General features: G+C 45.3%; 21 protein-coding genes. 6 read left to right on the top strand and 15 right to left on the bottom strand.

Annotated elements, in window-relative coordinates:
• Positions 1 to 19 precede the first annotated feature (19 nt).
• From DQX04_RS03120 to DQX04_RS03110, 3 genes are read left to right on the top strand one after another with little or no spacing between them, the layout of a single operon-like run.
• Complete coding sequence (locus tag DQX04_RS03120; RefSeq protein ID WP_165831927.1) at positions 20 to 2,791, top strand: S9 family peptidase; 2,772 nt, start codon at positions 20 to 22, stop codon at positions 2,789 to 2,791.
• Complete coding sequence (locus tag DQX04_RS03115) at positions 2,784 to 3,383, top strand: elongation factor P hydroxylase (RefSeq protein WP_111914331.1); 600 nt, start codon at positions 2,784 to 2,786, stop codon at positions 3,381 to 3,383. The genes DQX04_RS03120 and DQX04_RS03115 overlap by 8 nt, the downstream gene beginning before the upstream one ends.
• Positions 3,380 to 4,531, top strand: coding sequence for an ATP-NAD kinase family protein (locus tag DQX04_RS03110; RefSeq protein ID WP_111914329.1), 1,152 nt, complete (start codon positions 3,380 to 3,382; stop codon positions 4,529 to 4,531). The genes DQX04_RS03115 and DQX04_RS03110 overlap by 4 nt, the downstream gene beginning before the upstream one ends.
• On the opposite strand, the gene DQX04_RS03105 is transcribed toward DQX04_RS03110, so the two are convergent.
• Entirely contained in the window at positions 4,528 to 4,848 is a 321-nt protein-coding gene (locus tag DQX04_RS03105; RefSeq protein ID WP_111914327.1) for a 2Fe-2S iron-sulfur cluster-binding protein, read from the bottom strand. The genes DQX04_RS03110 and DQX04_RS03105 overlap by 4 nt on opposite strands.
• A 116-nt stretch (positions 4,849 to 4,964) precedes the next feature.
• Between DQX04_RS03105 and gpt the strand changes: the two genes are divergently transcribed.
• Positions 4,965 to 5,450: a xanthine phosphoribosyltransferase gene (gene gpt, locus DQX04_RS03100; RefSeq protein ID WP_111914326.1), complete on the top strand. Its 486-nt coding sequence runs from the start codon at positions 4,965 to 4,967 to the stop codon at positions 5,448 to 5,450.
• 75 nt (positions 5,451 to 5,525) lie between these two features.
• Here gpt and DQX04_RS03095 read toward each other — a convergent pair whose 3' ends face one another.
• From DQX04_RS03095 to DQX04_RS03035, 13 genes are all read right to left on the bottom strand, one after another.
• Positions 5,526 to 7,247 carry a proline--tRNA ligase gene (locus DQX04_RS03095; protein ID WP_111914325.1) on the bottom strand — a complete coding sequence of 574 codons (1,722 nt, stop codon included), beginning with the start codon at positions 7,245 to 7,247 and terminating at the stop codon, positions 5,526 to 5,528.
• Positions 7,248 to 7,381: 134 nt separating this feature from the next.
• Positions 7,382 to 8,074 (bottom strand): tRNA (N6-threonylcarbamoyladenosine(37)-N6)-methyltransferase TrmO, encoded by a 693-nt coding sequence (gene tsaA / locus DQX04_RS03090; protein ID WP_111914324.1) that lies wholly within the window; start codon positions 8,072 to 8,074, stop codon positions 7,382 to 7,384.
• A 5-nt stretch (positions 8,075 to 8,079) separates the two neighbouring features.
• Complete coding sequence (locus DQX04_RS03085) at positions 8,080 to 8,481, bottom strand: H-NS family nucleoid-associated regulatory protein (RefSeq protein WP_111914323.1); 402 nt, start codon at positions 8,479 to 8,481, stop codon at positions 8,080 to 8,082.
• Between the two features lie 209 nt (positions 8,482 to 8,690).
• Entirely contained in the window at positions 8,691 to 10,337 is a 1,647-nt protein-coding gene (locus tag DQX04_RS03080) for an electron transfer flavoprotein-ubiquinone oxidoreductase (RefSeq protein ID WP_111914322.1), read from the bottom strand.
• An 18-nt stretch (positions 10,338 to 10,355) separates the two neighbouring features.
• The gene (locus DQX04_RS03075; protein ID WP_111914321.1) at positions 10,356 to 12,575 is read right to left on the bottom strand and encodes a bifunctional diguanylate cyclase/phosphodiesterase; all 2,220 of its coding nucleotides are present in this window, start codon (positions 12,573 to 12,575) and stop codon (positions 10,356 to 10,358) included.
• Positions 12,576 to 12,649: 74 nt separating this feature from the next.
• The gene (locus DQX04_RS03070) at positions 12,650 to 14,602 is read right to left on the bottom strand and encodes an acetoacetate--CoA ligase (RefSeq protein WP_111914320.1); all 1,953 of its coding nucleotides are present in this window, start codon (positions 14,600 to 14,602) and stop codon (positions 12,650 to 12,652) included.
• 30 nt (positions 14,603 to 14,632) lie between these two features.
• The gene (locus DQX04_RS03065) at positions 14,633 to 15,532 is read right to left on the bottom strand and encodes a hydroxymethylglutaryl-CoA lyase (RefSeq protein ID WP_111914319.1); all 900 of its coding nucleotides are present in this window, start codon (positions 15,530 to 15,532) and stop codon (positions 14,633 to 14,635) included.
• A gap of 9 nt (positions 15,533 to 15,541) precedes the next feature.
• Complete coding sequence (locus tag DQX04_RS03060; protein ID WP_111914318.1) at positions 15,542 to 17,497, bottom strand: acetyl/propionyl/methylcrotonyl-CoA carboxylase subunit alpha; 1,956 nt, start codon at positions 17,495 to 17,497, stop codon at positions 15,542 to 15,544.
• Between the two features lie 3 nt (positions 17,498 to 17,500).
• A complete protein-coding gene (locus tag DQX04_RS03055) occupies positions 17,501 to 18,301 on the bottom strand; it encodes an enoyl-CoA hydratase/isomerase family protein (RefSeq protein WP_111914317.1) in 801 nt (266 codons plus the stop codon).
• Between the two features lie 9 nt (positions 18,302 to 18,310).
• Positions 18,311 to 19,918 (bottom strand): carboxyl transferase domain-containing protein, encoded by a 1,608-nt coding sequence (locus DQX04_RS03050; RefSeq protein WP_111914316.1) that lies wholly within the window; start codon positions 19,916 to 19,918, stop codon positions 18,311 to 18,313.
• 24 nt (positions 19,919 to 19,942) lie between these two features.
• Positions 19,943 to 21,115 (bottom strand): isovaleryl-CoA dehydrogenase, encoded by a 1,173-nt coding sequence (locus DQX04_RS03045; RefSeq protein WP_111914315.1) that lies wholly within the window; start codon positions 21,113 to 21,115, stop codon positions 19,943 to 19,945.
• 18 nt (positions 21,116 to 21,133) lie between these two features.
• Positions 21,134 to 21,601: a MerR family DNA-binding transcriptional regulator gene (locus DQX04_RS03040; protein WP_243618877.1), complete on the bottom strand. Its 468-nt coding sequence runs from the start codon at positions 21,599 to 21,601 to the stop codon at positions 21,134 to 21,136.
• A gap of 95 nt (positions 21,602 to 21,696) precedes the next feature.
• Positions 21,697 to 22,215: a hypothetical protein gene (locus tag DQX04_RS03035; RefSeq protein WP_111914314.1), complete on the bottom strand. Its 519-nt coding sequence runs from the start codon at positions 22,213 to 22,215 to the stop codon at positions 21,697 to 21,699.
• Between the two features lie 135 nt (positions 22,216 to 22,350).
• On the opposite strand from DQX04_RS03035, the gene DQX04_RS03030 reads away from it, so the two are divergent.
• Entirely contained in the window at positions 22,351 to 23,532 is a 1,182-nt protein-coding gene (locus DQX04_RS03030) for an acetyl-CoA C-acyltransferase (RefSeq protein ID WP_111914313.1), read from the top strand.
• A gap of 58 nt (positions 23,533 to 23,590) precedes the next feature.
• Here the strand turns inward: DQX04_RS03030 and DQX04_RS03025 are convergent, their stop codons facing one another.
• Positions 23,591 to 24,466 (bottom strand): EamA family transporter, encoded by an 876-nt coding sequence (locus tag DQX04_RS03025; RefSeq protein ID WP_111914312.1) that lies wholly within the window; start codon positions 24,464 to 24,466, stop codon positions 23,591 to 23,593.
• Positions 24,467 to 24,727: 261 nt separating this feature from the next.
• Between DQX04_RS03025 and DQX04_RS03020 the strand changes: the two genes are divergently transcribed.
• Entirely contained in the window at positions 24,728 to 25,093 is a 366-nt protein-coding gene (locus DQX04_RS03020) for a DUF3192 domain-containing protein (protein ID WP_111914311.1), read from the top strand.
• Positions 25,094 to 25,180 lie beyond the last annotated feature (87 nt).

The raw sequence follows: 25,180 nt of genomic DNA, 5'->3' as shown, positions 1-25,180 counted from the left end.
ATAAAAAATGAGGCAACTCATGGCAAAAACACAACATATTGTTTCTTTGGCGGTATTGCTGCCGCTTACTTTTGCGTCTTGGCAGGGCGTTACCACGCTTGCTCATGCTGACGAGCCTAGTGGCGAACAGCGACCATTGTCGGTTTCCGATATTATGAAGTTTCGCGAAATTGAGCGCCAAGACTGGAGCGATTCAGGCTTAGTGTATGCGTATGACGCTGTTCCAGATTTAGGCGACCCAACAGGCTATGTTGTTCGTTCAACAGAGCAACTTTCAGTAAGTAATCAATGGGAAGTTGAACGAGGCACACACCCGCGTGTGTCTGCAAATGGTGCTTATGTTGTATTTACACAACGACCTGCTTTGTTAGCACGTGAACAAGCTGAAACGGACGAAGAGAAAAAGGCATTGGTTACCAATCAAGTATTGGTGAACGTGGCTACGGGTGAGCAAACTGTATTCGAGAATGCTGAAAGTGCTGAATTCACGGGGTCAAGCCAAACCTTAGTAGTGTTGCAAACCCAAACATTGAGTGATGCCGAGGATGATGGCAAAGAGACGCCGGTTCTAGTTTTTGTTGATGTAAACACGGGGCAACAACGCTCTGTACAGAACGTTTCACAATTTGTTGTAGCAGATTCGGGTGATCGTGTGGCTTTTCAAACTAAAGCTACCGACGAGAATCCAGGAGAGGTTTGGGTTCGCAATACATCAAATAACTCACAACTAGAGCTTATTGAAAACACCGGAAAAGCAAAGGCTGCGATGAGCTTTGACGAAGCTGGTGACAGTATTGCGATTCTTGCGGCGGCTCCAGACAGCGACAAAGACGAAGAAACACGCCAACTATTTGTTTGGAATTTCGGTGAAAGTGAAGTTTCTTCTGTTGCGTATGAAAGAGACGGTTGGGCTATATCAGAGCATAGCCGAGTTTCTTGGTTATATGACGACACAGCAATTGAAGTAGGTTTTCGCCCGCTAACAGAAGAAAGCGAAGATCTTCCTAAACCAGAAACTCTTGAAGATCTTTACTCATTGGAACGTATTTTGGACGACCGACGCGTACAAGTGTGGCATGGTGACGACGACCGCATTTCTACCCACCAACGTGAAGGTTATCGCCGCTCGCAACGTGCAACTGCGGAGTCTTTATATTGGGTAGATACTCAGTCATGGGTGCACTTAAGCGACGATGTTGAGCTAAGCACTTGGATTGACGACGACTATGCTGCGGCTATGCAGTCGGACGCAACGCCTTATCTGCGTGAAATTACGTGGAACGGCTTCTTCCATGATATTTACCACGTGAATGTTCGCACTGGCGAGAAACAACTTGTAGCGGAGAAAGTGCCGAGCTGGCAGCGTGGAGAAATGTCACCTAACGGTGAATACATTGCATTCTTACAAAACGAGAAACTCAACCTATTCAGTGCCGAAACCAGTACAAGCCAAGAAATCGGTAGTGGAATTGATGTTTCTTGGGTAGACGAAGAAAACGATCGCCCACAAGGTGCTTACGGCTATGGCTTCGGTGGTTGGTTAGCCGATAGCTCTGCGTTCTTTGTTTATGATCGCTTCGACATTTGGCAGTTTAATGCGCAAGGCGACTACCAGAACTTAACGTCTGGACAAGGTCGTGAAACCGAGCGTTCTTTCCGAATTGTAGAGAAGGACGAAGGCTTTTATGGCGCTAACGAGGCGTTGTTCTTACGCGCATACAACGAAGACACCAAGGGCAGTGGTTTCTATGCGCTTAACCGCGGTAACCAAGGGCTTTACGAGTTAGTTGCGGGTGAGAAAACTTACGAACTTGTGCATTGGGAAAACGAAACCAATGTAATTTATTTTACTGAGGAAGATTTCAGACAATTCCCTGACGTTCAAATCACTGACTTTGGATTTGCTGAGCCTACACGGATTACTGAAGTAAACCCTCAACAAAGCGACTTTATTTGGGGTGACGCAGAACTTGTAACTTGGGAGTCAACGGTGGGTGAAGAGCTAGAAGGCATTCTAATTAAGCCTGATAACTATGATCCGAACCGTCAATACCCAGTTATGGTTTATTACTACGAGAAATTCTCGCAGCGTCTGCATCAATTTAACCAGATGAAAGTAAACCATAGACCCAACTTCCCATTTTACTTAGGCCAAGAATACTTAGTGTTCTTACCTGACATTAACTTCCGCGTTGGTGCTCCGGGACCTAGTGCAACAGAGTCACTGGTACCGGCAATGGAAATGTTAGTTGAAGAAGGCATAGCGGACCCTGACGGTCTAGGGCTGCATGGACATAGTTGGTCTGGTTACCAAACTGCGTTTGTTGTTACCGAAACCGATATTTTCGATGCGGCAGTTGCCGGTGCTCCAGTTTCAAATATGACCAGTGCATATAGCGGAATTCGTTGGGGTAGTGGTTTGGCTCGTCAATTCCAGTACGAGCAAGGGCAAAGTCGCCTAGGCGTAAACATGTATGAGGATATCGACCCGTACATTGAGAACTCGCCAGTATTTTTTGCTGACCGTATTAATACGCCAATGCTTATTCAATTTGGTGACGAAGACGGAGCTGTACCATGGGAGCAGGGTATTGAATACTATTTAGCTCTGCGCCGCTTAGACAAGCCTGTGGTGATGCTCCAGTACGAAGGCGAACCACATCACTTGCAACAATACGCAAATAAAGTCGATTACACGCTAAAAATGTTAGAATTCTTTGATTACCACTTAAAAGGTGAAGGTTCACCGAGTTGGTGGCTTGAAGGAGTCGAATATCAGGCGTATGACTGATGAAGTTTTAAATGCAAATGAAATAGTGCGGTTATTTAACCGCACTTTTTTGCATACATATCACACGGAGCTTATCCAAGGTGGCTCTGAGCCACTTTACCTGCCGGCTGCAAGAAATCGAGCCTATCATCAAATTGTATTTAGTCATGACTATGTACGTTCCGCGTTACATGAAATATCGCATTGGTGTGTAGCTGGGAAAGTACGACGTCACCTATTGGACTACGGTTATTGGTATGCGCCAGACGGTCGTAACGCAGCTCAGCAAGCCGACTTCTTAAAAATGGAAGTGAAGCCACAGGCTTACGAGTGGTTGCTAAGCCTTTGTGCTCAAATTCAGTTTGAAGTGAGCTTAGACAACCTAAATGCGCCCCACGCGGTTCAAAGCCAACAGAAGTTACAATTTACGCAGGATGTCGTCGAATACGCGCAAACTTTATACAAAAACGGCTTACCCGAGCGGTTACTGAGCATGTGCGAAACACTGTGTAATTTTCACGAGACAACCATGCCCAATTTTTATGAACTAGAGCACTACGCTCATTCACTGTTAAACCAATGCTGTCAGAAAGAAGGACTTCGCGCTGTATGAAACGACTAAAAATAGGTTTGGTTGTTAACCCATATGCTGGTATTGGCGGCTCGACCGCATTGAAAGGCAGTGACGGCAAAGCTATACGTGAAGAAGCGCTGAAGCGGGGCGCCATTCAGAACGCCCCAAACCGTGCAAAAGCGGCGCTAACGGTATTATTTGAAGCGTGCGGGAATGAGCAAGAAGCCATTGAATGGCTAGCCCCAGAAGGAACTATGGGGGCTGATTTACTGAGAAGCTTTGGCGTGGATCCTGTCGTTTGCTATCAACCTAATGAGCAGCAAACCGAAGCGAGTGATACTCAAAGTTGTGTGCAGGCTTTTCTAGAGCATGGCGTTGACCTCATTCTATTTGCGGGCGGTGATGGCACTGCAAGAGATCTAGCAACCGTAATTAAAGACCAAGAGATTCCAGTTATCGGTATTCCTGCCGGCGTTAAAATTCATTCGGGTGTTTATGCTATTCACCCGCGGGCAGCAGGGCAGGTAGCAAGCATGGTTGTTTCTGGTCAGCTAACTACGGTGCGCTGGGCCGACGTAATGGATATCGACGAGACCGCGTTTAGGCAAGGTACAGTTCGCGCTAAACGATATGGCGAGCTTATGGTGCCCAGCGAGTTGGAATATATGCAAGCCGTTAAAGTGGGTGGAAAGGAAAGCGACGAGCTAGTTTTAACCGACATCGCAGACGATATTATTGAGTCTATGGAGCCAGGTCATTTATACATCATGGGCTCTGGCTCTACTGTAGCCGCAATAATGGAGCGGTTAGGCGTAGAAAATACGCTTTTAGGGGTAGATGCAGTATGTGATGAAAAGCTGGTGGGCCAAGACTTATCTGCTCGGGAACTTGTGGAATTAAAAGAGCAATACCCAGAAACACATTTAGTGATTACATTAATTGGTGGTCAGGGCCATTTACTGGGCCGCGGGAATCAGCAGTTGAGTCCTGAGTTGTTAAGGTTAATTGACCGTTCGAACGTGCATATTGTCGCTACGAAAGAGAAGCTAAAAGCATTGAACGGAAGACCTTTAATTGTTGATTCAGGTCAAAACGACGTGGACGACTTATGGGCTGGACTTATTTCTGTGGTAACGGGCTACCATGACCGAACTATGGTCACGATAGCCGCATTCAACCGAAGTTAGAACTGAGATACCGGCATTCTTACGATAATGCCATCAAGTTCTTCGGTCATTTCGATTTGGCAGCTTAGGCGGCTGTTGTCTTCCGGCTCACGTGCCACGTCGATCATGCTTTCTTCAATATCATCAGCAGCGGGTAGTTTGTTTAACCAAGCTTGATCAACATATACATGGCAAGTAGCGCAAGAACATACGCCTCCACACTCTCCAATAATACCGTCGATCATGTTATCTGTCGCAGCTTCCATTAGGCTTTGTCCAACTGGAACGTCTACTTCATACTCACCACCTTGGTGGTCGATAAATACTGCTTTTGGCATGGAATTACCTTATCTATTCAATCTTTAGTTTAAGCGCTGTCGCGATTACGTTATTGCTAATGCTATGATGTTTAATATTGTACCACGACCCAAAAGTTCAAGGGAAAACAGAATCTATGAGCCAGCACGATCACAAAGAATATTTCGTTTCTTGGGAAGAGTTACACCGCGCTACACGCGAATTAGCCCGCAGACAGTTGCCGGCAGAGCAGTGGAAAGGAGTTATAGCTGTAACTCGTGGTGGTTTGGTACCCGCAGCTATTCTGTCTCGTGAACTGAATTTACGTGTAGTAGACACCGTTTCGATTCGTTCTTATATGCATCAGTCGCAACAGGCAGAACCTGAAATGTTAAAGCCAGTGCAAGCTACTGAAGATGGTGAAGGTTTTATTGTTATTGATGATCTAGTCGATTCTGGTAACACCCTTCGATACTTACGTAAACAATTACCTAAAGCGAAGTTTATTACGGTATACGCTAAACCTGCTGGCTTACCTTTAGTAGACGACTATGAGGCGGATATAGAGCAAACTACGTGGATTCATTTCCCGTGGGATATGCGTTTGCATTATATTGACCCGTTAGCAGGGCATGAAAGTTAAGTTAACTTACTCAAAATAAAAAAATCCGCAGAGGTTTAGGTACCTTTGCGGATTTTCACATCTAGCAAAATAGAATTAGCTCGTTTTCGAACGTAGGAACTCTACTGCATCTGCAAGGCTTACCTTTTCCTTGTCTGAAGCCGAGCGATGTTTATATTCCGCCGCGTTGTCATCAAGGTTCCGCTCGCCAATAACAAATGTGTGTGGAATACCGATAAGTTCCATATCCGCAAACATTACACCAGGACGCTCTTTACGGTCGTCAAACATAACATTGAAGCCAGCCTGTTGTAGTTCCTCGTATAGCTTTTCAGCTGCAGCTTGAACGCGTGCAGACTTGTGCATATTCATAGGTAAAACCACAACGTCGAAAGGGGCCATGCTTGCTGGCCAAATAATACCGTTGTCGTCGAAGTTTTGTTCAATAGCTGCTGCAACGATGCGGGTTACGCCGATACCATAACAACCCATCATAAGGTGCTGATGCTTGCCTTCTTCATTAAGAACGCCAACATTCATAGCTTCGCTATATTTTGTTCCTAGCTGGAAAATATGACCAACTTCAATGCCTCGAGCAATACTTAGCGTGCCGTTACCACAAGGGCTCGGATCGCCTTCAACCACGTTTCGAAGGTCAGCAACGTCGGTAAACTCTGCATCGCGGCCCCAATTGATACCAAAATAATGGAAGCCATCTTCATTAGCTCCTGCACTAAAGTCTGACATCACGGCTACGCTACGGTCGACGATAACAGGCATAGGTAGGTTAATTGGACCTAGAGAGCCTGGACCCGCGCCAACCGCGTCTCGAATTTCTTCGTCGCTCGCGAATTGAAGAGGGCTAGCAACACCTTCAACTTTAGATGCTTTTATGTCGTTTAGTTCGTGGTCGCCACGAACCATTAAAGCCACAAGTTTTGAACTGCCTTCAACTTCGGGATCACCATGTACAATAAGTGTTTTAACGGTTTTCTGAATATCGACCTTAAAGTTCTCAACGAGTGCTTTAATTGTTTTCGTATTAGGTGTTTGTTCTTTGCGAAGCTCTTCAGTCGCAACGTCTTTCTCTGTTTTCTCTGAAATAGCTTCTGCTAATTCAACGTTGGCCGCGTAATTAGAACTGTCGCTGAATGCAATGGCGTCTTCACCTGATTGAGCTAGCACATGAAACTCGTGTGAAGCATTACCACCAATAGAGCCCGTGTCGGCAATAACCGGACGGAAATCGAGCCCTAAGCGTTCGAAGATACGACTGTAAGCGTCGAACATGGCTTGGTATGTTTCTTTTAATGAGTCTTCGTTGGTATGGAAAGAGTATGCGTCTTTCATGATAAATTCGCGCGAACGCATTACGCCAAAACGAGGTCTTATTTCGTCGCGGAATTTAGTTTGAATTTGGAATAAATTAAGAGGTAGCTGTTTATAACTACTAATTTCTTTACGAACGAGTTCGCTTATTACTTCTTCATGGGTTGGGCCAAGCACAAACTCGCGGTTGTGTCGGTCGTTGAGCCTCAGAAGCTCTGGGCCATAGTCTTCGTAACGACCTGATTCTTGCCATAAGTCTGCAGGTTGCACCATAGGCATTAATACTTCGATAGCGCCTGCATTCTCGAGTTCTTCTCGAACGATAGCTTCTACTTTCCGTAGCACACGAACGCCAGTGGGTGTCCAAGTATATAAACCTGAAGCAACTTTACGGATCATTCCAGCTCTTAACATAAGCTGGTGGCTGACAACTTCTGCGTCAGCAGGGGTTTCTTTTAAAGTTCCTAGTAAATACTGGCTCGATCGCATGGGCTCTTTCTCGTTCTCAAATTAGTGTTTTTCGAATGAATGTTTTTAACTCAACATTGACGCGCGAAATGACATGGCATTCTAGCAGTCGAAGCGCCGCACAAAAAGCCTTTCATGCGAGTTGAAGGGTATTTTCAGCGATGCTCTAGCTCGACTACATACGCCACGTTGCTTATTACTCGCCATTTAATATTGAAATCGTATAATGCCATGCCATAAACACGGTCTTCATTCTGGTTTGTATGATAGGCGGGGCGGGGATCCTGTGCTAGAACTTCTTCAATCAGTTTATAAAGGTAAGGGAAATGCTTAGCTTGCGTACTAAGAGCTTCACGGGCGCACTCAGAGAACTCAACCTTAAGATCAGAGCTTGGGCTTTCTTGTGCAAAACCACTTATTGCCTTTGGTAATGCATCTGAGTAAGCAATATAGGGCTTTATGTCTAATATTGGGGTTTGGTCTAATAAGTCGATTCCACTAACACTTAAAGCAACAGTGCCTTTATGTTCATTTATAGCTTCAATTTTCACAACTGAAAGGCCAATCGCATTTGGACGAAACGTCGACCGTGTGGCAAATACTCCGCGCTTTTCATTTCCACCCAAACGAGGAGGGCGAACGAGTGGCTTCCAACCCTTAGCCTGAGTTTCATGAAAAATAAATTGAACCCAAAGGTGAGAAAACTCCTCTAAACCTCTAAAACACTCAGCTTGATTATATGGTGAATAAAAGTCTATACGGCCAATTGCACTAGGAACTAGTCCAGGTTGCCGAGGAATTGCGAACTTTTCTTGATATGGAGAATGAATAATTCCAATTGGATTCATAATTGTTAAATAAGGAAGTCGCTTTTACTGCCACCCGTGTTTAAAGCCTTTTGAATTGGTTTTGGTGCACGACCTTGTCCAGTCCAGGTTTGGCGATTGCCGTTATCATCTATATATGCGTATTTCGCTGGTAATGGCTTACGCTTTTTGCGAGGTTTGGCTTCACTATCACCTCCCTCAATTAATTCCCCAGCGCTAATATTTGCTTCTTTCATTTGGCGCTTTAAGTCTTCAATAACTCTTTGTTTTTCTTCTTGTTCGCGCAAATATTCTGCCTCTTCTTCAACTCTTTTTTCAATAACAGTTTGAAGCTTATCTGCTACTTCTTTTAATTCGGCAACGCTCATAGATTTAGTTGCAGCATTGAGTCTACGAGCATGAGAAAGAATATTTATAAAGTCTTTCATGTTTTTACCTTATTCGGACAATTAGAAATTATTGAAAAACAAATGCGATTGAATATTTATAGATTAACTTTACAGTCAAAATATAGAAATAAACAACACATAAAATTAATAAAAAGGGTAATTCAGATATCTCTTACTGTATTTAATTAATGATTAATTTTTATTTCCATAAATAAATAAGCCGGCGTGAAAGCCGGCTTATTTTGATATTACATATTCGGGTAATTAGGACCACCGGTACCTTCTGGGGTAACCCAAGTAATATTCTGGCTAGGATCTTTAATGTCACAAGTTTTACAGTGTATGCAGTTTTGTGCATTTATCTGAAAAACCGATTCGCCATTGTCGTCTTCTACCACTTCGTATACGCCAGCAGGGCAATAACGTTGCGCAGGCTCCGCATACTTAGCTAAGTTCACTTGAATCGGTATATTTGCGTCTTTTAACCGTAGGTGGCAAGGCTGATCTTCTTCGTGGTTCGTATTCGATAAGTAAACCGAAGAGTTACGGTCAAAGCTTAGTTGGCTATCCGGTTTCGGGTAATCAATTTTGCTCGCTTTACTAGCTTCAAGCATACCTTCATGGTCAGGGCGTTCGTCCTTAATAGTGAAAGGTAGCTTACCGCCAAACCAGTTCTGGTCGATTGTGTTGTATGCGCCACCCATCCATGTACCGAGCTTATGGATTGCTGGACCAAAATTACGAGAACCGTAAAGCTCCTTGTATAGCCAGCTCGCTTTAAAATTAGTTTCGTATTCGGTTAAGTCGGTATGGGACAAGTCTTTCTGAAGCGCTGCAAATATAGTTTCTGCAGCAATAATGCCACTCTTCATTGCAGTATGGTTGCCTTTAATTTTCGCGAAATTCAGCGTACCAGCGTTACAGCCGGTCATAACTGCACCAGGCATGGTCATTTTAGGAAGCGAGTAGAACCCGCCTTTTGCAATAGCTCGAGCGCCGTAGCTTACGCGTTTACCACCTTTCAGTACTTTCGCTATTTCTGGGTGATGTTTATAGCGTTGGAACTCAGCAAAAGGATTAACGTGAGGGTTCGTGTAGTTTAGGTCGACAATAAGACCAACGAAAACTTGGTTATTTTCGGCATGGTATAGGTAACCACCACCTGTCGCTTCATCGAGTGGCCATCCCGTGCTGTGTACTACTAAACCTTCTTCATGTTGTTCTGCAGGTACATCCCAAATTTCTTTAAATCCAATAGCATAATGCTGTGGAGATTTGCCTTCATTCAGGTTGTACTTGTCGATTAGAGTTTTTCCAAGGTGCCCTCGGCAACCCTCAGCAAAAACGGTGTAACGTGCACGAAGTTCCATGCCAGGCATGTAACTGTCTTTCTCTGAACCGTCTTCGGCAACACCCATATCACCGGTGATTACACCTAAAACTTCATTGTTGTCGCCATATAGAACTTCTGATGCAGAGAAGCCTGGGAATATTTCTACGCCCATACCTTCCGCTTGTTCGGCAAGCCAGCGACACATGTTTCCCATGCTGGTAATGTAATTGCCGTGGTTATGGAATGTCTTTGGAACCATAAAGTTAGGAAGTTTGGTTGCGCTGGTTTCATTTTTAAACATGAAAATATCGTCGCGCTTTACTTCGGTGCTCAAAGGAGCACCAAGCTCTTTCCAGTTTGGGAAAAGTTCAGTTAAAGCACGTGTTTCGAACACAGCTCCAGAAAGAATATGAGCGCCAACCTCAGAGCCTTTTTCAATGACGCAAATTGACAGTTCTTGCTCAGCGGCTTGTGCTTGTTGTGCTAATTTACATGCAGTGGACAAACCCGCAGGTCCTGCACCTACAACAAGTACGTCGAACTCCATACTTTCGCGTTCCATAACTACTCCTACAACCTGTTAGTCAATTTGAATGGGCACTAAACCTTCATACCGCGTCAGCAATTCTGTCATTTCTTCTGCTGGGATAGGGCGGCTGAACAAGAAACCTTGCCCAATAGTACAACCACGCTCTAGCAGAAAGTCGAGTTGCTCTTCGGTCTCAACGCCTTCAGCAACGATACCTATGTCTAAGCTATTCGCGAGGTTAATGATGGTTTGTGTAATTGTAGCATCGTCTTTATCGTCAGGTAGGTCGCGTACAAACGAGCGGTCTACCTTTAAAGCATTCACCGGGAAGTGTTTGAGATAAGACAATGATGAATAACCAATACCAAAGTCGTCGATGGCAAGTGTCATACCGTGCTCGCGTACTGCATGCATGAAGTTAGTATGCGACTTTATATTTTCTATAAACACTTGCTCGGTAAGTTCGAGTTCGAGTGAACCATTTGGAATTTTTGTTTGCTTAATTACATCCAGAATGAAATGGATAAGATCCGGCGATTGAAGTTGCTTACCCGACAAGTTTACGGATAGTTGCAGGTCGTCAAACCCGGCGTCGTGCCACTTTTTCAACTGTGCACAGGAAGCCTTCAGTACGTAGTCAGAAATCGGAATAATTAAACCGGTGTCTTCCGCGAGTGGAATAAAGCGGTCAGGTCCAATAATACTGCCGTCTTCGTCTATCCAGCGCACAAGAGCTTCTAAGCCAATAACCCGGCGACTAGTCATGTCTACCTTAGGCTGATAGTAAACCGTTAACTTCTCGTTCTCTACCGCACTTCTTAGCTTCTTCAAAAGCTCAATTTTGTCGTTAAGTTCTTGGTGCAGCTCATGGCTGTAGACGTGGAAAGTACCTCTACCGCGCTCTTTTGCTCGGTACAGAGCCGTGTCTGCGTTCCGCATAATATCTTCGCCTTGGTCTTCGTCAGACTGGCTGATGGCGATACCGATACTTGCGTTTATATAGAGTTCGTAATCGTCGATAATAAAGTGCGTTTCTAACGCGTCAATCACATTGCGGGCTAACGACTCTAACGTGCCGATAGAGTGAATTCCTGTAAGGGTCATGGCGAATTCATCGCCGCCCATTCGCGCAAGTATACCGTTATCACCTTGTAACTGAGACAGACGCTCTGCTACGCGTTTAATAAGTGCATCGCCTACGGTGTGTCCCAGTGCGTCATTTACTTCTTTAAAATTGTCTAAGTCGATAAGTAGCGCGCCGACTTGCATGTCTGTGTTGCGCACTCGCTTCATTGCTTTCTCGAGATGTTCCATAAGCGCGTTTCGGTTGGCTAGGTCAGTTAGCCAATCGTGTTCAGCTAAGTAAGCCATACGCTTTTCAACACGCTCTCGTTCTTCAATTTCGGCATAAAGGTCGAGGTTAGTGTCGGCTAGTTCCTGTGCGCGCACTCGGCTTACGCCTAAAACGACGAGAACGAAGGTAAGCAGCCCTGTAGAAAGTAAGCCTGCGATAACCACAAATAGGGGTAAGCGACCGCGCATTTCGCCTAGTCGTTCTGCAGAAGGCCATAGGTCTAGAGCAAAATTCTGATCAAACAATCGAACGGAGTTTGTGGTCGACCATGTCTGATAATACTTTTTGTCGGCAAAAAACTCGAAAATGGCATGGGTACCATTTGCAGGGCGAATTTGGAACTGAGAGCCTTCAGATAAGAACCGACTTGTCGTGGCTCTGAGGAGTTGGTTCATGTTGATTTCGCCAACATAATAGCCGCGTGGGTCTTGCTCCAACTGAGAAACAACCATTAGCATGTCTGCTGCATGTTGGGCCATATCACCAGCGGGGATAAGATATCGGTTGGATCCGCTTAAACCCGAGAGACTTTGGCCTGAATGTGCTGAAAACCGCTCGTTGCGCATTTCGGAATTCAAAATGGGTGGATACGCTCCTTCGATAACTCCATCCACATTCACCCATAATAAAGAGCGAAAATGAGGGAAGTAAGCGTGAATAGACTCCGCGTCTTCTAACCAAGCCGTACCGGAACTTTGTGGTTGTGCTGAATGTTGCCTTGCGACCCAAGTTAAACCAAACATGTGAAATTGCACTTCTCGCTCAATTTCACTTTGTAGGGCAGAAAGTTCATCTTGTAGACTGGATTGTATGTTTTTATTGTCAATATAGCGAAGGGCTAGCGTAACCACTAAGGTTAACGCTAGACCGCAAATAGCCGCTAAAATTGCCTGTCTATAATGAGTTAATTGCTGCATTTAATTCTGTCTTATTTTTCAAAGCAAGCCCTGATGATTACTTAAACACTACTTTTACGCAACTATAATCACGATTATAGGGTTAACTCTGAACGATCTTTAAACAAGTCTAAGGCTTCAGGATTCGCAAGTGCGTCAGTATTTTTAACCGTTTCACCGTGAATAACCTGTCTTACCGCTAATTCAACAATTTTTCCGCTAATAGTTCTCGGTATATCAGCCACTTGCAAAATAACAGCTGGAACATGTCGTGGTGTTGCGTTAGCGCGAATTGTTTGCTTAATCTTTTTGATTAAGTCGTCATTCAACTCAATGTTTTCGCGAAGACGAACGAATAGCACCACACGTTCATCGTCACCCATGTTTTGACCAACCGCTATACTCTCGAGAACCTCGTCCACTTTCTCAACTTGGCGGTATATTTCGGCAGTACCTATGCGAACACCGCCAGGGTTTAAAACTGCATCTGAGCGACCATAGATGATCACACCATCTTGATCGGTAATTTCCGCGTAGTCACCGTGTGCCCATATATTTTTAAATCTCTCAAAATAGGCGCTTTGGTATCGGCTGCCGTCAGAGTCGTTCCAAAAGCCAATAGGCATACACGGGAATGTTTGAGTACAAACAAGCTCACCTTTCTCATTTCGAACGGCTTCACCTTGCTCGTTAAATACATCCACCGCAAGTCCCAGCCCGCGACATTGGAGCTGTCCTCTGTAGACTGGAAGAATAGGGTTACCTAACGCAAAGCAACTAATAATGTCTGTACCACCCGAAATTGAAGACAAACACACATCTTCTTTGAAGTCCCGGTAAACATAGTCGAAGCTTTCCGGTGGTAAAACTGAGCCTGTAGTCAGCACAGCTTTTAAAGAGCTTAAGTTATGAGTTTCTTTCGGCTTTGCACCAGCCTTTTCTAGTGCAGACAAATACTTAGCACTGGTACCAAACACCGTAATACCTTGCTTGTCGATAAGGTCAGGCATGGCGTTTTCATTCGGGTAGAACGGTGAACCATCAAATAAAGACAAACGCGCGCCAATAGCTAGTCCGGAAACAAGCCAATTCCACATCATCCAACCGCAGGTAGTGAAGTAAAATAACGTATCTTCGCGGCGCAGATTGGTGTGTAGACCATGTTCCTTATAATGCTGAAGTAACGTACCGCCGATACCATGAACAATGCACTTGGGAACACCCGTAGTGCCCGAACTAAACATGATATAGAGTGGGTCATTAAAGCAGCGAGGCTCAAATTCAATGCTCTCGGCTTGGTGATCTAGGAAGTCGTTCCACTCTATGCAGTCACTAACTTGATGCTCAATACCCGCGAAAGGGATGAGGATTTTAGATTCTACGCTCGAAAGCTTGTCTAAAATGCCATTTACTTTGTCAGAAATGTTGAGTGTTTTGCCGTTATAGAAATAACCATCTACGACAAATACCACCTTTGGTTCGACTTGGCCGAAACGGTCTAATACACCCTGTTCACCGAAGTCTGGAGAACAGCTAGACCAAACTGCGCCTAAACTGGTGGTGGCTAACATCGCCACAATCGTCTCGTTGCAGTTAGGTAACATACCAGCAACGCGATCTCCTGGCTTTACACCAGCTTTCTTCAGCGCTGAAGCCAAAGCTGCAACTTGACTGTAAAGTTGTTGGTAACTTAATTCTTGGGTTTGACCATGCTCGTTTTGAAAGATAAGAGCAGGGCGGTTGTCTCGATACCGCAATAGGTTTTCGGCGAAGTTTAATTTCGCGTCTGGAAACCACTGCGCACCGGGCATCTGCCCTTCATTAATTAAAGTCCGCTCGCCACGCTCACCAATAACATCGAAATAGTCCCAAATCATCGACCAGAACGTGTCTTTATGCTGAATTGACCAGTCGTATAGAGACGAATATCGTCCTTGAAATCGTTGATTCTCGCTTTTCTCAACGTAATTCATAAAGTCTGTCATGCGAGCGCTTTTAATTGTTTCTTGGCTCGGCTTCCACAAGGGTTGACTAACTTCTGAGCTCATTGGGTTCTCTCTTAAACTGTTTATGGTGAATTATGATGTAGCTAATGCCGCAAGACTAACATTAGAACGCGGCCCATGCTCTAGGTGTTGGCAGATTTCGTGACCTGCTCGGATGACTTTGTCTAAGTCTACGCCTGTTTCTATGCCCATCCCGTGCAACATATAAAGCACGTCTTCTGTGGCTACATTACCACTCGCACCTTTGGCGTAAGGGCAGCCGCCTAAACCGGCAACTGCACTGTCGATAACACTTACACCCAGTGGTAAACATGCGCATAAGTTTGCAAGCGCCTGACCGTATGTATTGTGAAAATGCAGCGCTAGGCACTCCATGGGCACTTGTTGCGCGACAGCGGTGAGCATTTCGACTGCCTTGGTGGGAGTTCCGATTCCAATGGTGTCACCTAGTGATATTTCATAGCAGCCCATGTCGAAAAGTGTTTTGGCGACACGCACTACGTCTTCTAAAGGCACTTCTCCCTGGTACGGGCAACCCAACACACATGAAACGTAGCCCCGTACTGGTAGGCCTTTTTCTTTTGCGGCTTCAATGACCGGTTTGAAACGCTCCAAAGACTCTTCGATAGTGCAGTTTATATTCTTTTGGCTAAATGCTTCTGATGCCGCACCAAAGACCGCTACTTCGTCAGCATTTACCGCGACGGCGTTTTCAAAGCCCTTCATATTAGGTGTCAGCGCTGAGTAGGTAACGTTCTGCTTGCGGTTGATCTGTCCAAAAATTTCCGAACTGTCAGCCATTTGAGGTACCCATTTAGGGCTCACAAAGCTACCAGACTCGATGGTTTGTAAACCCGTTTCGGACAGCGCATTGATCAGAGCGACTTTGGCCTCCGTTGGCACTGAAGTTTCGTTCTGTAAGCCGTCTCGCGGCCCAACTTCAACAATTTTCACTTGCTTAGGTAATGCCATAATAAAGCCTTAACCTTCCTCGTTCGGTAACAGTGAGACTAGTTCCGCGCCGTCGCTAACAAGGTCTCCAGCCGCAAAAAACACTTGGTCTACTTGCGCATCTACGGAGGCTCGAATGGTGTATTCCATTTTCATCGCTTCCATAATAACTAGCGCGTCACCTTCTTGAACGTTATCACCAGCTTTCACTAGAACTTCCAGAATAGTACCGTTCATGGGTGCTGTTAGCGTTCCTTCGGCTTCTTCATGCTCTAATGCAGAAATAGGGTCATAGTGTAGTGCAGACAATTCACCTTGCGATGAAAATAAGTGATATCCATCTTCGGTAGCGTACACATTATATTGGCTGCGATGACCATTTAGTGTCGCCGTGGTTGCGTCATGCCAAGTAATGGCTATGTCGTGCTCTTTATTTTCAAGCGTTTTGCCATTTTGGCTGAATAGAAATGTTTCTACATTCTCGCCAATCAGTAGCTCTACTCGGTGTTGTGGGCGCTTGTTCAGGTGCCAGCCTTTAAGTTGTTCCCACACGTCACTGCCTTCGTTAGCTTGAGAGGCCACCCAGCTCGCTAAAATCCAAGACAGTTGAGAATGAACTTCCGTTTCTAAGCTATGTTTTAAATCGTCTTGGTAGTCATCTATAAAATGGGTACTAGCTTTAGCATCTACAAACACTGGGTGTGTCGCAATGCTATGCAGATAATTGGTGTTGGTATGAGGACCTACAATGTGAGTTTCTCGCAAGGCATTCTGTAGCTTACGTAACGCCGCATCACGGTTTTCGTCCCATACGATCAACTTCGCGATCATGGGGTCATAAAAAGTCGTAACCTCGTCACCTGCAATTACTCCAGAGTCTATGCGCACACTCTCGCTAGCCTCTGGGAATTCGAGTACATTTAATACACCAGAGCTTGGCATAAAGTCTTGTTCGGCATTTTCTGCGTATATCCGGGCTTCAAATGCGTGGCCATTAATCTGGATATCTTTCTGTTTCAGAGGCAAAACTTCACCTGCAGCAACACGAAGTTGCCACTCAACTAAGTCAACGCCCGTGATCATTTCGGTTACTGGGTGCTCTACTTGAAGACGAGTATTCATTTCCATGAAATAGAAACTCTCGTCTTTGTCGAGTAAGAACTCTACGGTGCCCGCACCTTCGTAATTAATCGCTTGTGCAGCTCTAACCGCGGCTTCACCCATTGCTTTACGCGTATCTTCCGACAGGCGTGGGGCAGGGGCTTCTTCAACTACTTTTTGATGTCTACGCTGAACTGAGCAGTCACGTTCTGCTATATATACCGCGTTACCGTGACCGTCACAGAATACCTGAATCTCAACGTGGCGCGGTTGTGCAATGTATTTTTCAACTAGCATCTTGTCGTTAGAGAATGACGATGTTGCTTCGCGCTTGGCTGAGGCTAGTGCCTCGCTGAACTCACGCTCGGAGTTCACGATTCTCATACCTTTACCGCCACCGCCGTAGGCTGCTTTGAGTAAAACGGGGAATCCTATTTTCTTCGCTTCGCCTAGAAGAAAGCTCTCTGCTTGCTCTTCACCGTGATAGCCAGGAACAAGTGGAACGTCTGCTTTTTCCATAATGGACTTTGCGGCACTTTTTGAGCCCATTGCCGCAATTGCAGATTCAGGCGGACCAATGAAGGTAATGCCAGATGCCTGCAAGGCATTTGCGAAGGTTTCATTTTCAGAGAGAAAACCATAACCAGGGTGCACCGCTTGAGCCCCTGTAGACTTCGCTGCTTCAATAACTTTGTCTACTTGTAAGTATGACTCACTGCTTGGAGCTGGGCCGATATAAACAGCTTCGTCTGCTTGCAGAACGTGTTGTGCGTTTTTATCTGCTTCCGAGTAAACCGAAACGGTTTTTACGCCAAGTTTCTGGGCTGTGCGAATAACTCGGCAGGCAATTTCACCTCTGTTCGCAATTAAAATTTTACTAAACATGTATTAATTCCCGTCCGTTGACTCAATCCAAGAGGGCTTTCTTTTTTCTAAGAAAGCAGACAAACCTTCTTGCCCCTCTGGAGACACTCGAATTTCCGCAATACGTCTTGCTGTTTCGGCAATCAGTGCTTCGTTAATCTCAGCATTTGTGACGTCTTGAATAAGTTTCTTACCTGCTGCAACAGCTGCAGGACCATTTTGTGAAACGTGATTCAAAATATTTTGAATACCTTCGTTTAAGGCTTCTTCAGACGCGTAAATGTCGTGTAGTAGTCCACAATCTTTTGCTTCTTGAGCAAAAAACCGCTCTGCGGTTAAGGTATATCTTCTTGCAGCTCGAGGACCCATGGCTCTGGTTACATAAGGACTAATAACCGCAGGAATGAGCCCAATTTTTACTTCAGATAAGCAAAAACTTGCGCGCTCTAAACCCAAGCCAATGTCACAACATGCGACTAAGCCTACAGCGCCTCCGAATGCCGCGCCTTGCACTCGAGCAATGGTTAAGCAAGGGAGTTCATCTAGTTCACGCATAAGCGCGCCTAGGTTGCCCGCGTCTTGCACATTCTCTTCGTAGTTTTTCTTCGCCATCGAGCGCATCCAATTTAGATCTGCGCCGGCTGAAAAGCTTTTACCCTCTGAACACAAAACGAGAGCCCGAATGTCTCCGCGGACACGTATTTGGGCAAGTGCTGCACGAAGGTTGTCGATCATTTCGTCGTCGAATGCGTTATGCACTTCCGGTCGGTTCATGCTCAATGTAGCAATACGATTCTCGTCTATGTCTAACTGCACGTAATTCATACTTTCACCTTACATTCGGAATACGCCGAATTTCGTGTCGTTAATTGGAGCGTTAAGCGCGGCGGAGATACTTAAACCAAGCACATCACGAGTTTGTGCAGGGTCAATTATGCCGTCGTCCCATAATCTGCCTGAAGCGTAGTAGGGGTGACCTTGGCTCTCGTAGGTATCAACTATTGGTTTCTTGAATTTTGCTTCGTCTTCAGCAGACCAAGTTTCACCTTTTCTTTCTTTTCCGTCGCGAGTAACTTGCGCCATAACGCCAGCAGCTTGTTCGCCACCCATCACGGAGATTCGTGCATTTGGCCACATGAACATCATGGTTGGGTCGTAAGCTCGTCCACACATTCCGTAGTTACCTGCGCCATAGCTACCACCAATGAGTACGGTAAACTTAGGTACTTGTGCACAGCTCACTGCGGTCACCATTTTAGCGCCATGCTTGGCAATGCCCTCGGCTTCGTATTTTTTCCCGACCATAAAGCCGGTGATGTTTTGCAAAAATACCAATGGAATTTTACGTTGCGCACAAAGCTCAATGAAGTGTGCGCCTTTTTGTGCCGATTCAGAGAAAAGAATCCCGTTGTTGGCGACAATCCCGACGGGAAACCCGTGAATTCGAGCAAATCCTGTGACTAAGGTATTGCCGTAATTCTGTTTAAACTCATCGAAATCAGAGTCATCAACGATGCGTGCAATAACTTCATGCACGTCATAAGGCTTTCTTAGATCGGTGCCAACGATGCCGTATATTTCTTCAGGGGCATATTTCGGTGGCTGAGACGGACGAATATCTAATTTCGTCTTTTCCTTTTTGTTCACACGTTTAATGGCATTTCTCGCTAAACCTAAAGCGTGTTCGTCATTTACTGCATAGTGGTCCGCAACACCTGAAATCCGTGTGTGAACATCTGCGCCACCTAATTCTTCAGCACTTACTTCTTCGCCGGTGGCTGCTTTTACAAGCGGTGGTCCTGCAAGGAAAATCGTACCTTGTTCTTTGACGATAATGGACTCGTCAGCCATGGCTGGTACATAAGCCCCACCAGCTGTACATAACCCCATAACCACCGCAATTTGCGGAATACCTTGGGCAGACATATTCGCTTGGTTAAAGAAAATACGTCCGAAGTGGTCTCGATCTGGAAATACTTCGTCTTGTCTCGGAAGGTTTGCTCCGCCAGAGTCGACTAAGTAAATACAAGGTAAGTGACAGCGTGCAGCAATGTCTTGGGCGCGTAAGTGCTTTTTCACGGTTAGCGGGTAATATGTACCGCCTTTAACCGTAGCGTCATTGGCAATAATCATGCATTCAGTGCCTTCGACACGACCGATACCGGCAACTACACCAGCAGCTGGGACATAATCTTCGTATACGTCCCAAGCGGCGAATTGACCAATTTCTAAAAATGGTGAGCCCGTGTCGATTAGGCGTTCGATACGGTCGCGGGCCAACAACTTACCCCGTGAAACATGGCGTTCTTGGTAGCGTGGACCGCCACCTTGCTTGATTTGCTCTAGTTTCTCTTGCAAGTCACTCAATGCTTCAAGCATCGACTCGCGGTTTGCAAGATAGGTTTCGTCTCGCGTATTAACTTTCGACTGAAGAATAGCCACAAAGCTTCTCCTTTAACTCAGGTACTATTTAGACTCGTTGAATAGCTCGCGACCAATCAACATACGACGAATTTCTGAAGTTCCTGCGCCGATTTCGTATAGTTTTGCGTCGCGCAATAAACGACCTGTAGGGTATTCGTTGATGTAACCGTTACCGCCAAGTAATTGGATGGCGTCTAGTGCCATTTTAGTTGCGAGTTCAGCTGCATAAAGAATAGCACCTGCTGCGTCTTTACGAGTTGTTTCGCCGCGGTCACAAGCCTTGGCTACTGTGTAAACATAAGCTCTTGCTGCGTTCATTTGGGTGTACATGTCGGCTACTTTGCCCTGTACTAATTGGAATTGCCCAATTTCCTGACCAAACTGTGTACGCTCGTGAATGTACGGCACTACAACGTCTAAACAAGCTTGCATGATGCCTAGAGGGCCAGCAGCTAATACTGTGCGCTCATAGTCTAAACCACTCATAAGCACTTTTACGCCCTCGTTAAGGTTACCCAAAACATTTTCGGCAGGCACACGAGCGTCTTCAAATACAAGCTCACATGTGTTGGAACCACGCATGCCTAACTTGTCGAGTTTCTGCGCCGTGCTAAACCCTGGTGTGTTGTCGCGTTCGATAATAAACGCGGTAATACCTTTAGAGCCTTTAGTAGGTTCTGTTTTTGCGTAAACAATTAGAATGTCAGCGTCTGGGCCATTGGTAATCCACATTTTGTTGCCGTTCAATACGTAGTGGTCGCCGTCTTTTTTTGCTGAAAGCTTCATGCTCACCACGTCAGAACCTGCATTCGGTTCACTCATAGCTAGTGCGCCCACGTGATCACCAGAACATAGTTTGGGTAGATACTTTTCTTTTTGTTCTTGTGAGCCATTAATTTTTAACTGGTTTACACAAAGGTTTGAGTGCGCACCGTAGCTTAAGCCAACAGAAGCCGAAGCACGGCTAATTTCTTCCATTGCTACGATATGTTCAAGGTAACCCATACCCGAGCCACCAAACTCTTCAGGAACGGTAATTCCGAGTAATCCCATGTCGCCAAACTTCTTCCATAAGTCCGCTGGGAACTCGTTTTTCTCATCGATCTCAGCCGCTCTTGGTGCAATTTCCTCGCGCGCAAAACTGTTAACTGCTTCACGCAACATGTCAGCGGTTTCACCAAGATCAAAATTCATGGCTTTGAATTGACTAATCATTACTTCTACTCCTCGGAATTAACTGGCTTCTGGGGTTTGCTCAGGGGCTAAACCATCGGTTACCGGTTTGGATTTTTCTTCAAGTTCGGCACGACAACCGGCTTCAACTGCGGTTAATTCGTGAAGAACAACTTGAATGTCGTCTAATTGTTGATGTAGAGCTGCTTTTTTGTTTTCTATCAGCTCTAGCATGATTTGAAGTTGATTGGTTGAGCTGCCGTCGCGGTCGTACATGTCGAACAGTGTTTTAGTTTCCGCTAAGGTAAAGCCAAGACGTTTGCCTCGAAGTATAAGCTTCAGGCGAACTCGGTCCTTTTGGTGATAAATCCGCGTTTGCCCACGTCTTTCTGGTTTCAGTAGGCCCTGGTCTTCATAGAAACGAATACTGCGGGTAGTAATGTCAAACTCGCGTGCTAAATCACCAATACTAAAGGTGTCTTGGGTACGGCGCACGCGCTCTGGATTCATTTTAAATGTGTTGTTCATGGCTCAGCACTCAACATCTAAGAACTGCACAATAGCTTAGATGAAGTTTACGTTAACGTAAAGTTTTGTGTTGAGTGACTGAGCCGAATGGAATGTTAAAAGGGATAGACCAGTGAGAAGCCAAAAGCTTTCGGTGCGGTGTCGTACGAAATGTTAATGCCAAAACGGTCGTCTCGCCCAAAGCGATAGAGGAAACCTGTATTTACATTAAGGTAGTTTTTGTTTCTTTCGCCGATGGAATTTGCAGAGTCAGTATACACTTGGTGAGCGTAACCAAGACCGCCATAGACTTGGAACTCTTGAGAGAACGAATAAATACCGCCCGCATTTAGGAGATTAAAGTGGTTGTCGTCTGCAGAAACCCCAGTAATTTTATGCTCGGGAATGCCTAGTGAAGCGTAAACACCAATGCCGCCAGGCTCTGCATTAAACTTTCCGACCCAGCCAATGTAGTATGCTGGGTCACCTAATGAAGCTTGAATTAACCTGTTCCCTGCGTCGTTTTCAGTACCAGAAGCAACGCCCACGGTGAATACTGATTGAATATCATCTGCGTATGCATTAACCGAAGCTAAAGTGAGTAGCAGTGGCAAAGTAATCTTTTTAATATTCATAACAATCCTTTGAAATCGGTGATTCTTCTATTTTATAAATCATGTGAATAGATTACGCCAATGGCGATTAGTTCAACATTTGTTTTACTGCATGATTGTGCGAGAATGCTGCGCAAATAATTTAAGGAGTTTAGTATGAATTCAGATCCAGTAGTTATTGTTTCAGCTTCGCGTACCCCAATGGGCGGCTTTCAAGGCTCATTAAGTGACGTTTCAGCGACCGAATTAGGTGCTTCTGCCATTAAGTCTGCGTTAACTAAAGCAGGCGTTGACGGCGGTGACGTGAGTGAAGTTCTTATGGGGTGTGTGTTACCTGCTGGCCTTAAACAAGCTCCAGCACGTCAGGCTATGTTAGGCGCGGGCTTGCCATTTGGAACGGGAGCTACAACGTTGAATAAAGTCTGTGGTTCTGGATTAAAAACAGTAATGATGGGACACGATTTGATTGTTGCAGGTAGCGCGGATGTGGTTGTTGCCGGCGGTATGGAAAGCATGTCGAATGCACCTTACTTGCTAGACAAAGCACGCTCTGGCTACCGCATGGGGCACGGGCAAGTTATCGACCATATGATGTGGGACGGCCTACAAGACGCTTATGAAGGCAAAGCTATGGGTTGCTACGCGCAAGACACAGCCGACCAATATGGCTTTACGCGCGAAGACATGGACAACTTTGCAATTCGTTCTTTAACACGCGCACAAAAAGCGATTGAAAGTGGTGCGTTTAAAGATGAAGTTGAGCCCGTTACTGTTAAATCTCGTCGCGGAGATACGGTTGTAGAAATTGACGAGCAACCCGGTAATGCGAAAATCGATAAAATTCCGAGCTTAAGACCTGCATTTGCTAAAGACGGAACCGTTACTGCAGCAAATTCTAGCTCGATTTCAGATGGTGCTGCAGCATTGGTACTGATGCGTGCTTCTGAAGCAGAAAAGCGCGGATTAAAGCCATTAGCAAAAATTGCTGGGCATGCAACGCATTCACAAAAGCCTTCTGAATTCACCATGGCGCCAGTTGGAGCAATGAATAAATTGCTCGAAAAAGCGAACTGGACAAAAGACGATGTAGATTTGTGGGAAATCAATGAAGCATTCGCCATGGTAACCATGATTGCGCTAAAAGACATGGACTTAGACCCGGAAAAAGTAAATGTGAACGGCGGAGCTTGTGCATTAGGTCATCCTATCGGAGCCTCTGGCGCACGATTATTAGTTACACTGCTACACGCGTTGAAGGCGAACAACAAGCAACGTGGTGTTACCTCGCTGTGTATCGGTGGCGGTGAAGCGGTAGCGCTCGCAGTAGAAATGCTTTAATTTTTGCGTAGGTAAGTTAAAAAGCCGCTAGTTATTAAAGCTAGCGGCTTTTCTATGCTTACGAGTGTGGTTTGGGGGAGTGGGAACCTAGCCAAACAGACAGAGCTATAATGGCTCCGCCGACACTCAGTGCGAGCCAATTGACACTGCTTTCCCAGAACAGGAAATTTACGATGAGACCCGCTGGAATGAGGGCGTTATTCATCGTTGCCAACTGCGCTATATTGACTTTTTTACTGGCGATACTCCACGCCACATAACCTATTCCTGAAGCGACCACACCTAGCCATAGTAATACTATCCAATGGGTAGTTGTGCTGGGTAGTTTGCTCGAATCTCCAAAAAGAGCAAAGGCAATTGAACTGACTATAGTTGCGCCAATAAAAAACCAGCCATATTGGGTTATTTGAGTGTAAGTGCCTTCAATAGGAAGTCGCTTATATGCAACTTGCCCGGCTGCGAAACACAGATTTGCCGCTTGGATTAGCAAAAAGCCGACCATAAAGTCACTCGAGGGCTGTTGATACCGAATAATAGCGGCACCCAGTACAGAAAGTCCTGCTGCAACCCACCATTTCATGGGTATTCTTTTTCTATTGATGATGAATTCGTCAATAAGTGTGATGTAAAGCGGCGTCAAAATGGTAAAAAGCAGAACCTCTGCTACCGATAAATAGGCGAATGCGTGATAAAGAAATAAGTACATCAAGCCTATTTGTACTGCACCAATTGTCATCAGGTTTAAGGGTAAGCGCGAAGCATTCGGTCGGGATCGTTTTATATGCCCGTATATCAGAATGGGCAGTAGAAGTAGGGTAGCTAGAATCATTCTAATGGCGACAGCCGCATATGCGTCCACACTACCTGAGAGATACTCACCGATAAGAGAAAAACTTAACGCCCATAAAATGGTAATTGCGATTAGTGCGGTCATAAAATGAAACAAATTCCTCGGTTAATACACAGTGTTTTTAATCACTTCATTAAAGCTGCGTAGTATTATACGGATACTGGAAGGGTTCAATCTTTGTGTGAAATTCACAATGATCTGGTGAATTTTCCCAATTATAGGTTATTTATTTTGGTTTAACCGACAAGGTATTTTAATAAAGTATTGATTTGCATGGTTTTTAAGGGTTGGCAAACTATTTGCAGTGACGTCGGTGATTCTTATCCAATATGTAGAGGAATAAAAATGAAGAATAATGTTTTAAAAGGTATGGTTGCTGGTTTGGCTGCATTGAGCTTAAGTGCTTGTGTTGTTGTAGTTGATGGAAATGGCGACGAAGATGGAAGCTGGCAGAGTCAGGAACGTGAAAACCGCCGTTCGATCGCACGATTAGATTTGGGTGTTACGCCAAACTCTGTAATTCAGCGCATGGGTATTCCAGAGTTTGACGAAAACCTTTCTGTAGATGGCTCTACCTACCGTGTACTCTACTACCGTACCCAGCGTGTTTCTGGTGACGGAGTAACGACGAAAGACGAATGTACGCCTTTAGTGTTTATGAACAACGAACTATTAGGCTGGGGCGAAGCGAAGCTAGATTCAATTCGCTAATTGATATTTAATAAAAAACCTCATTGGCTTGCGCCTTTGAGGTTTTTTTGTGTCTACAGTCTTTTCATTGGTGAACAAGAGCCGAGT

The sequence above is a fragment of the Aliidiomarina sp. B3213 genome (genome assembly GCF_003290085.1).
Lineage (GTDB): Bacteria > Pseudomonadota > Gammaproteobacteria > Enterobacterales > Alteromonadaceae > Aliidiomarina.
Note: the sequence above shows the minus strand (reverse complement) of the source record. Positions and strands in the feature narration are given on the sequence as shown.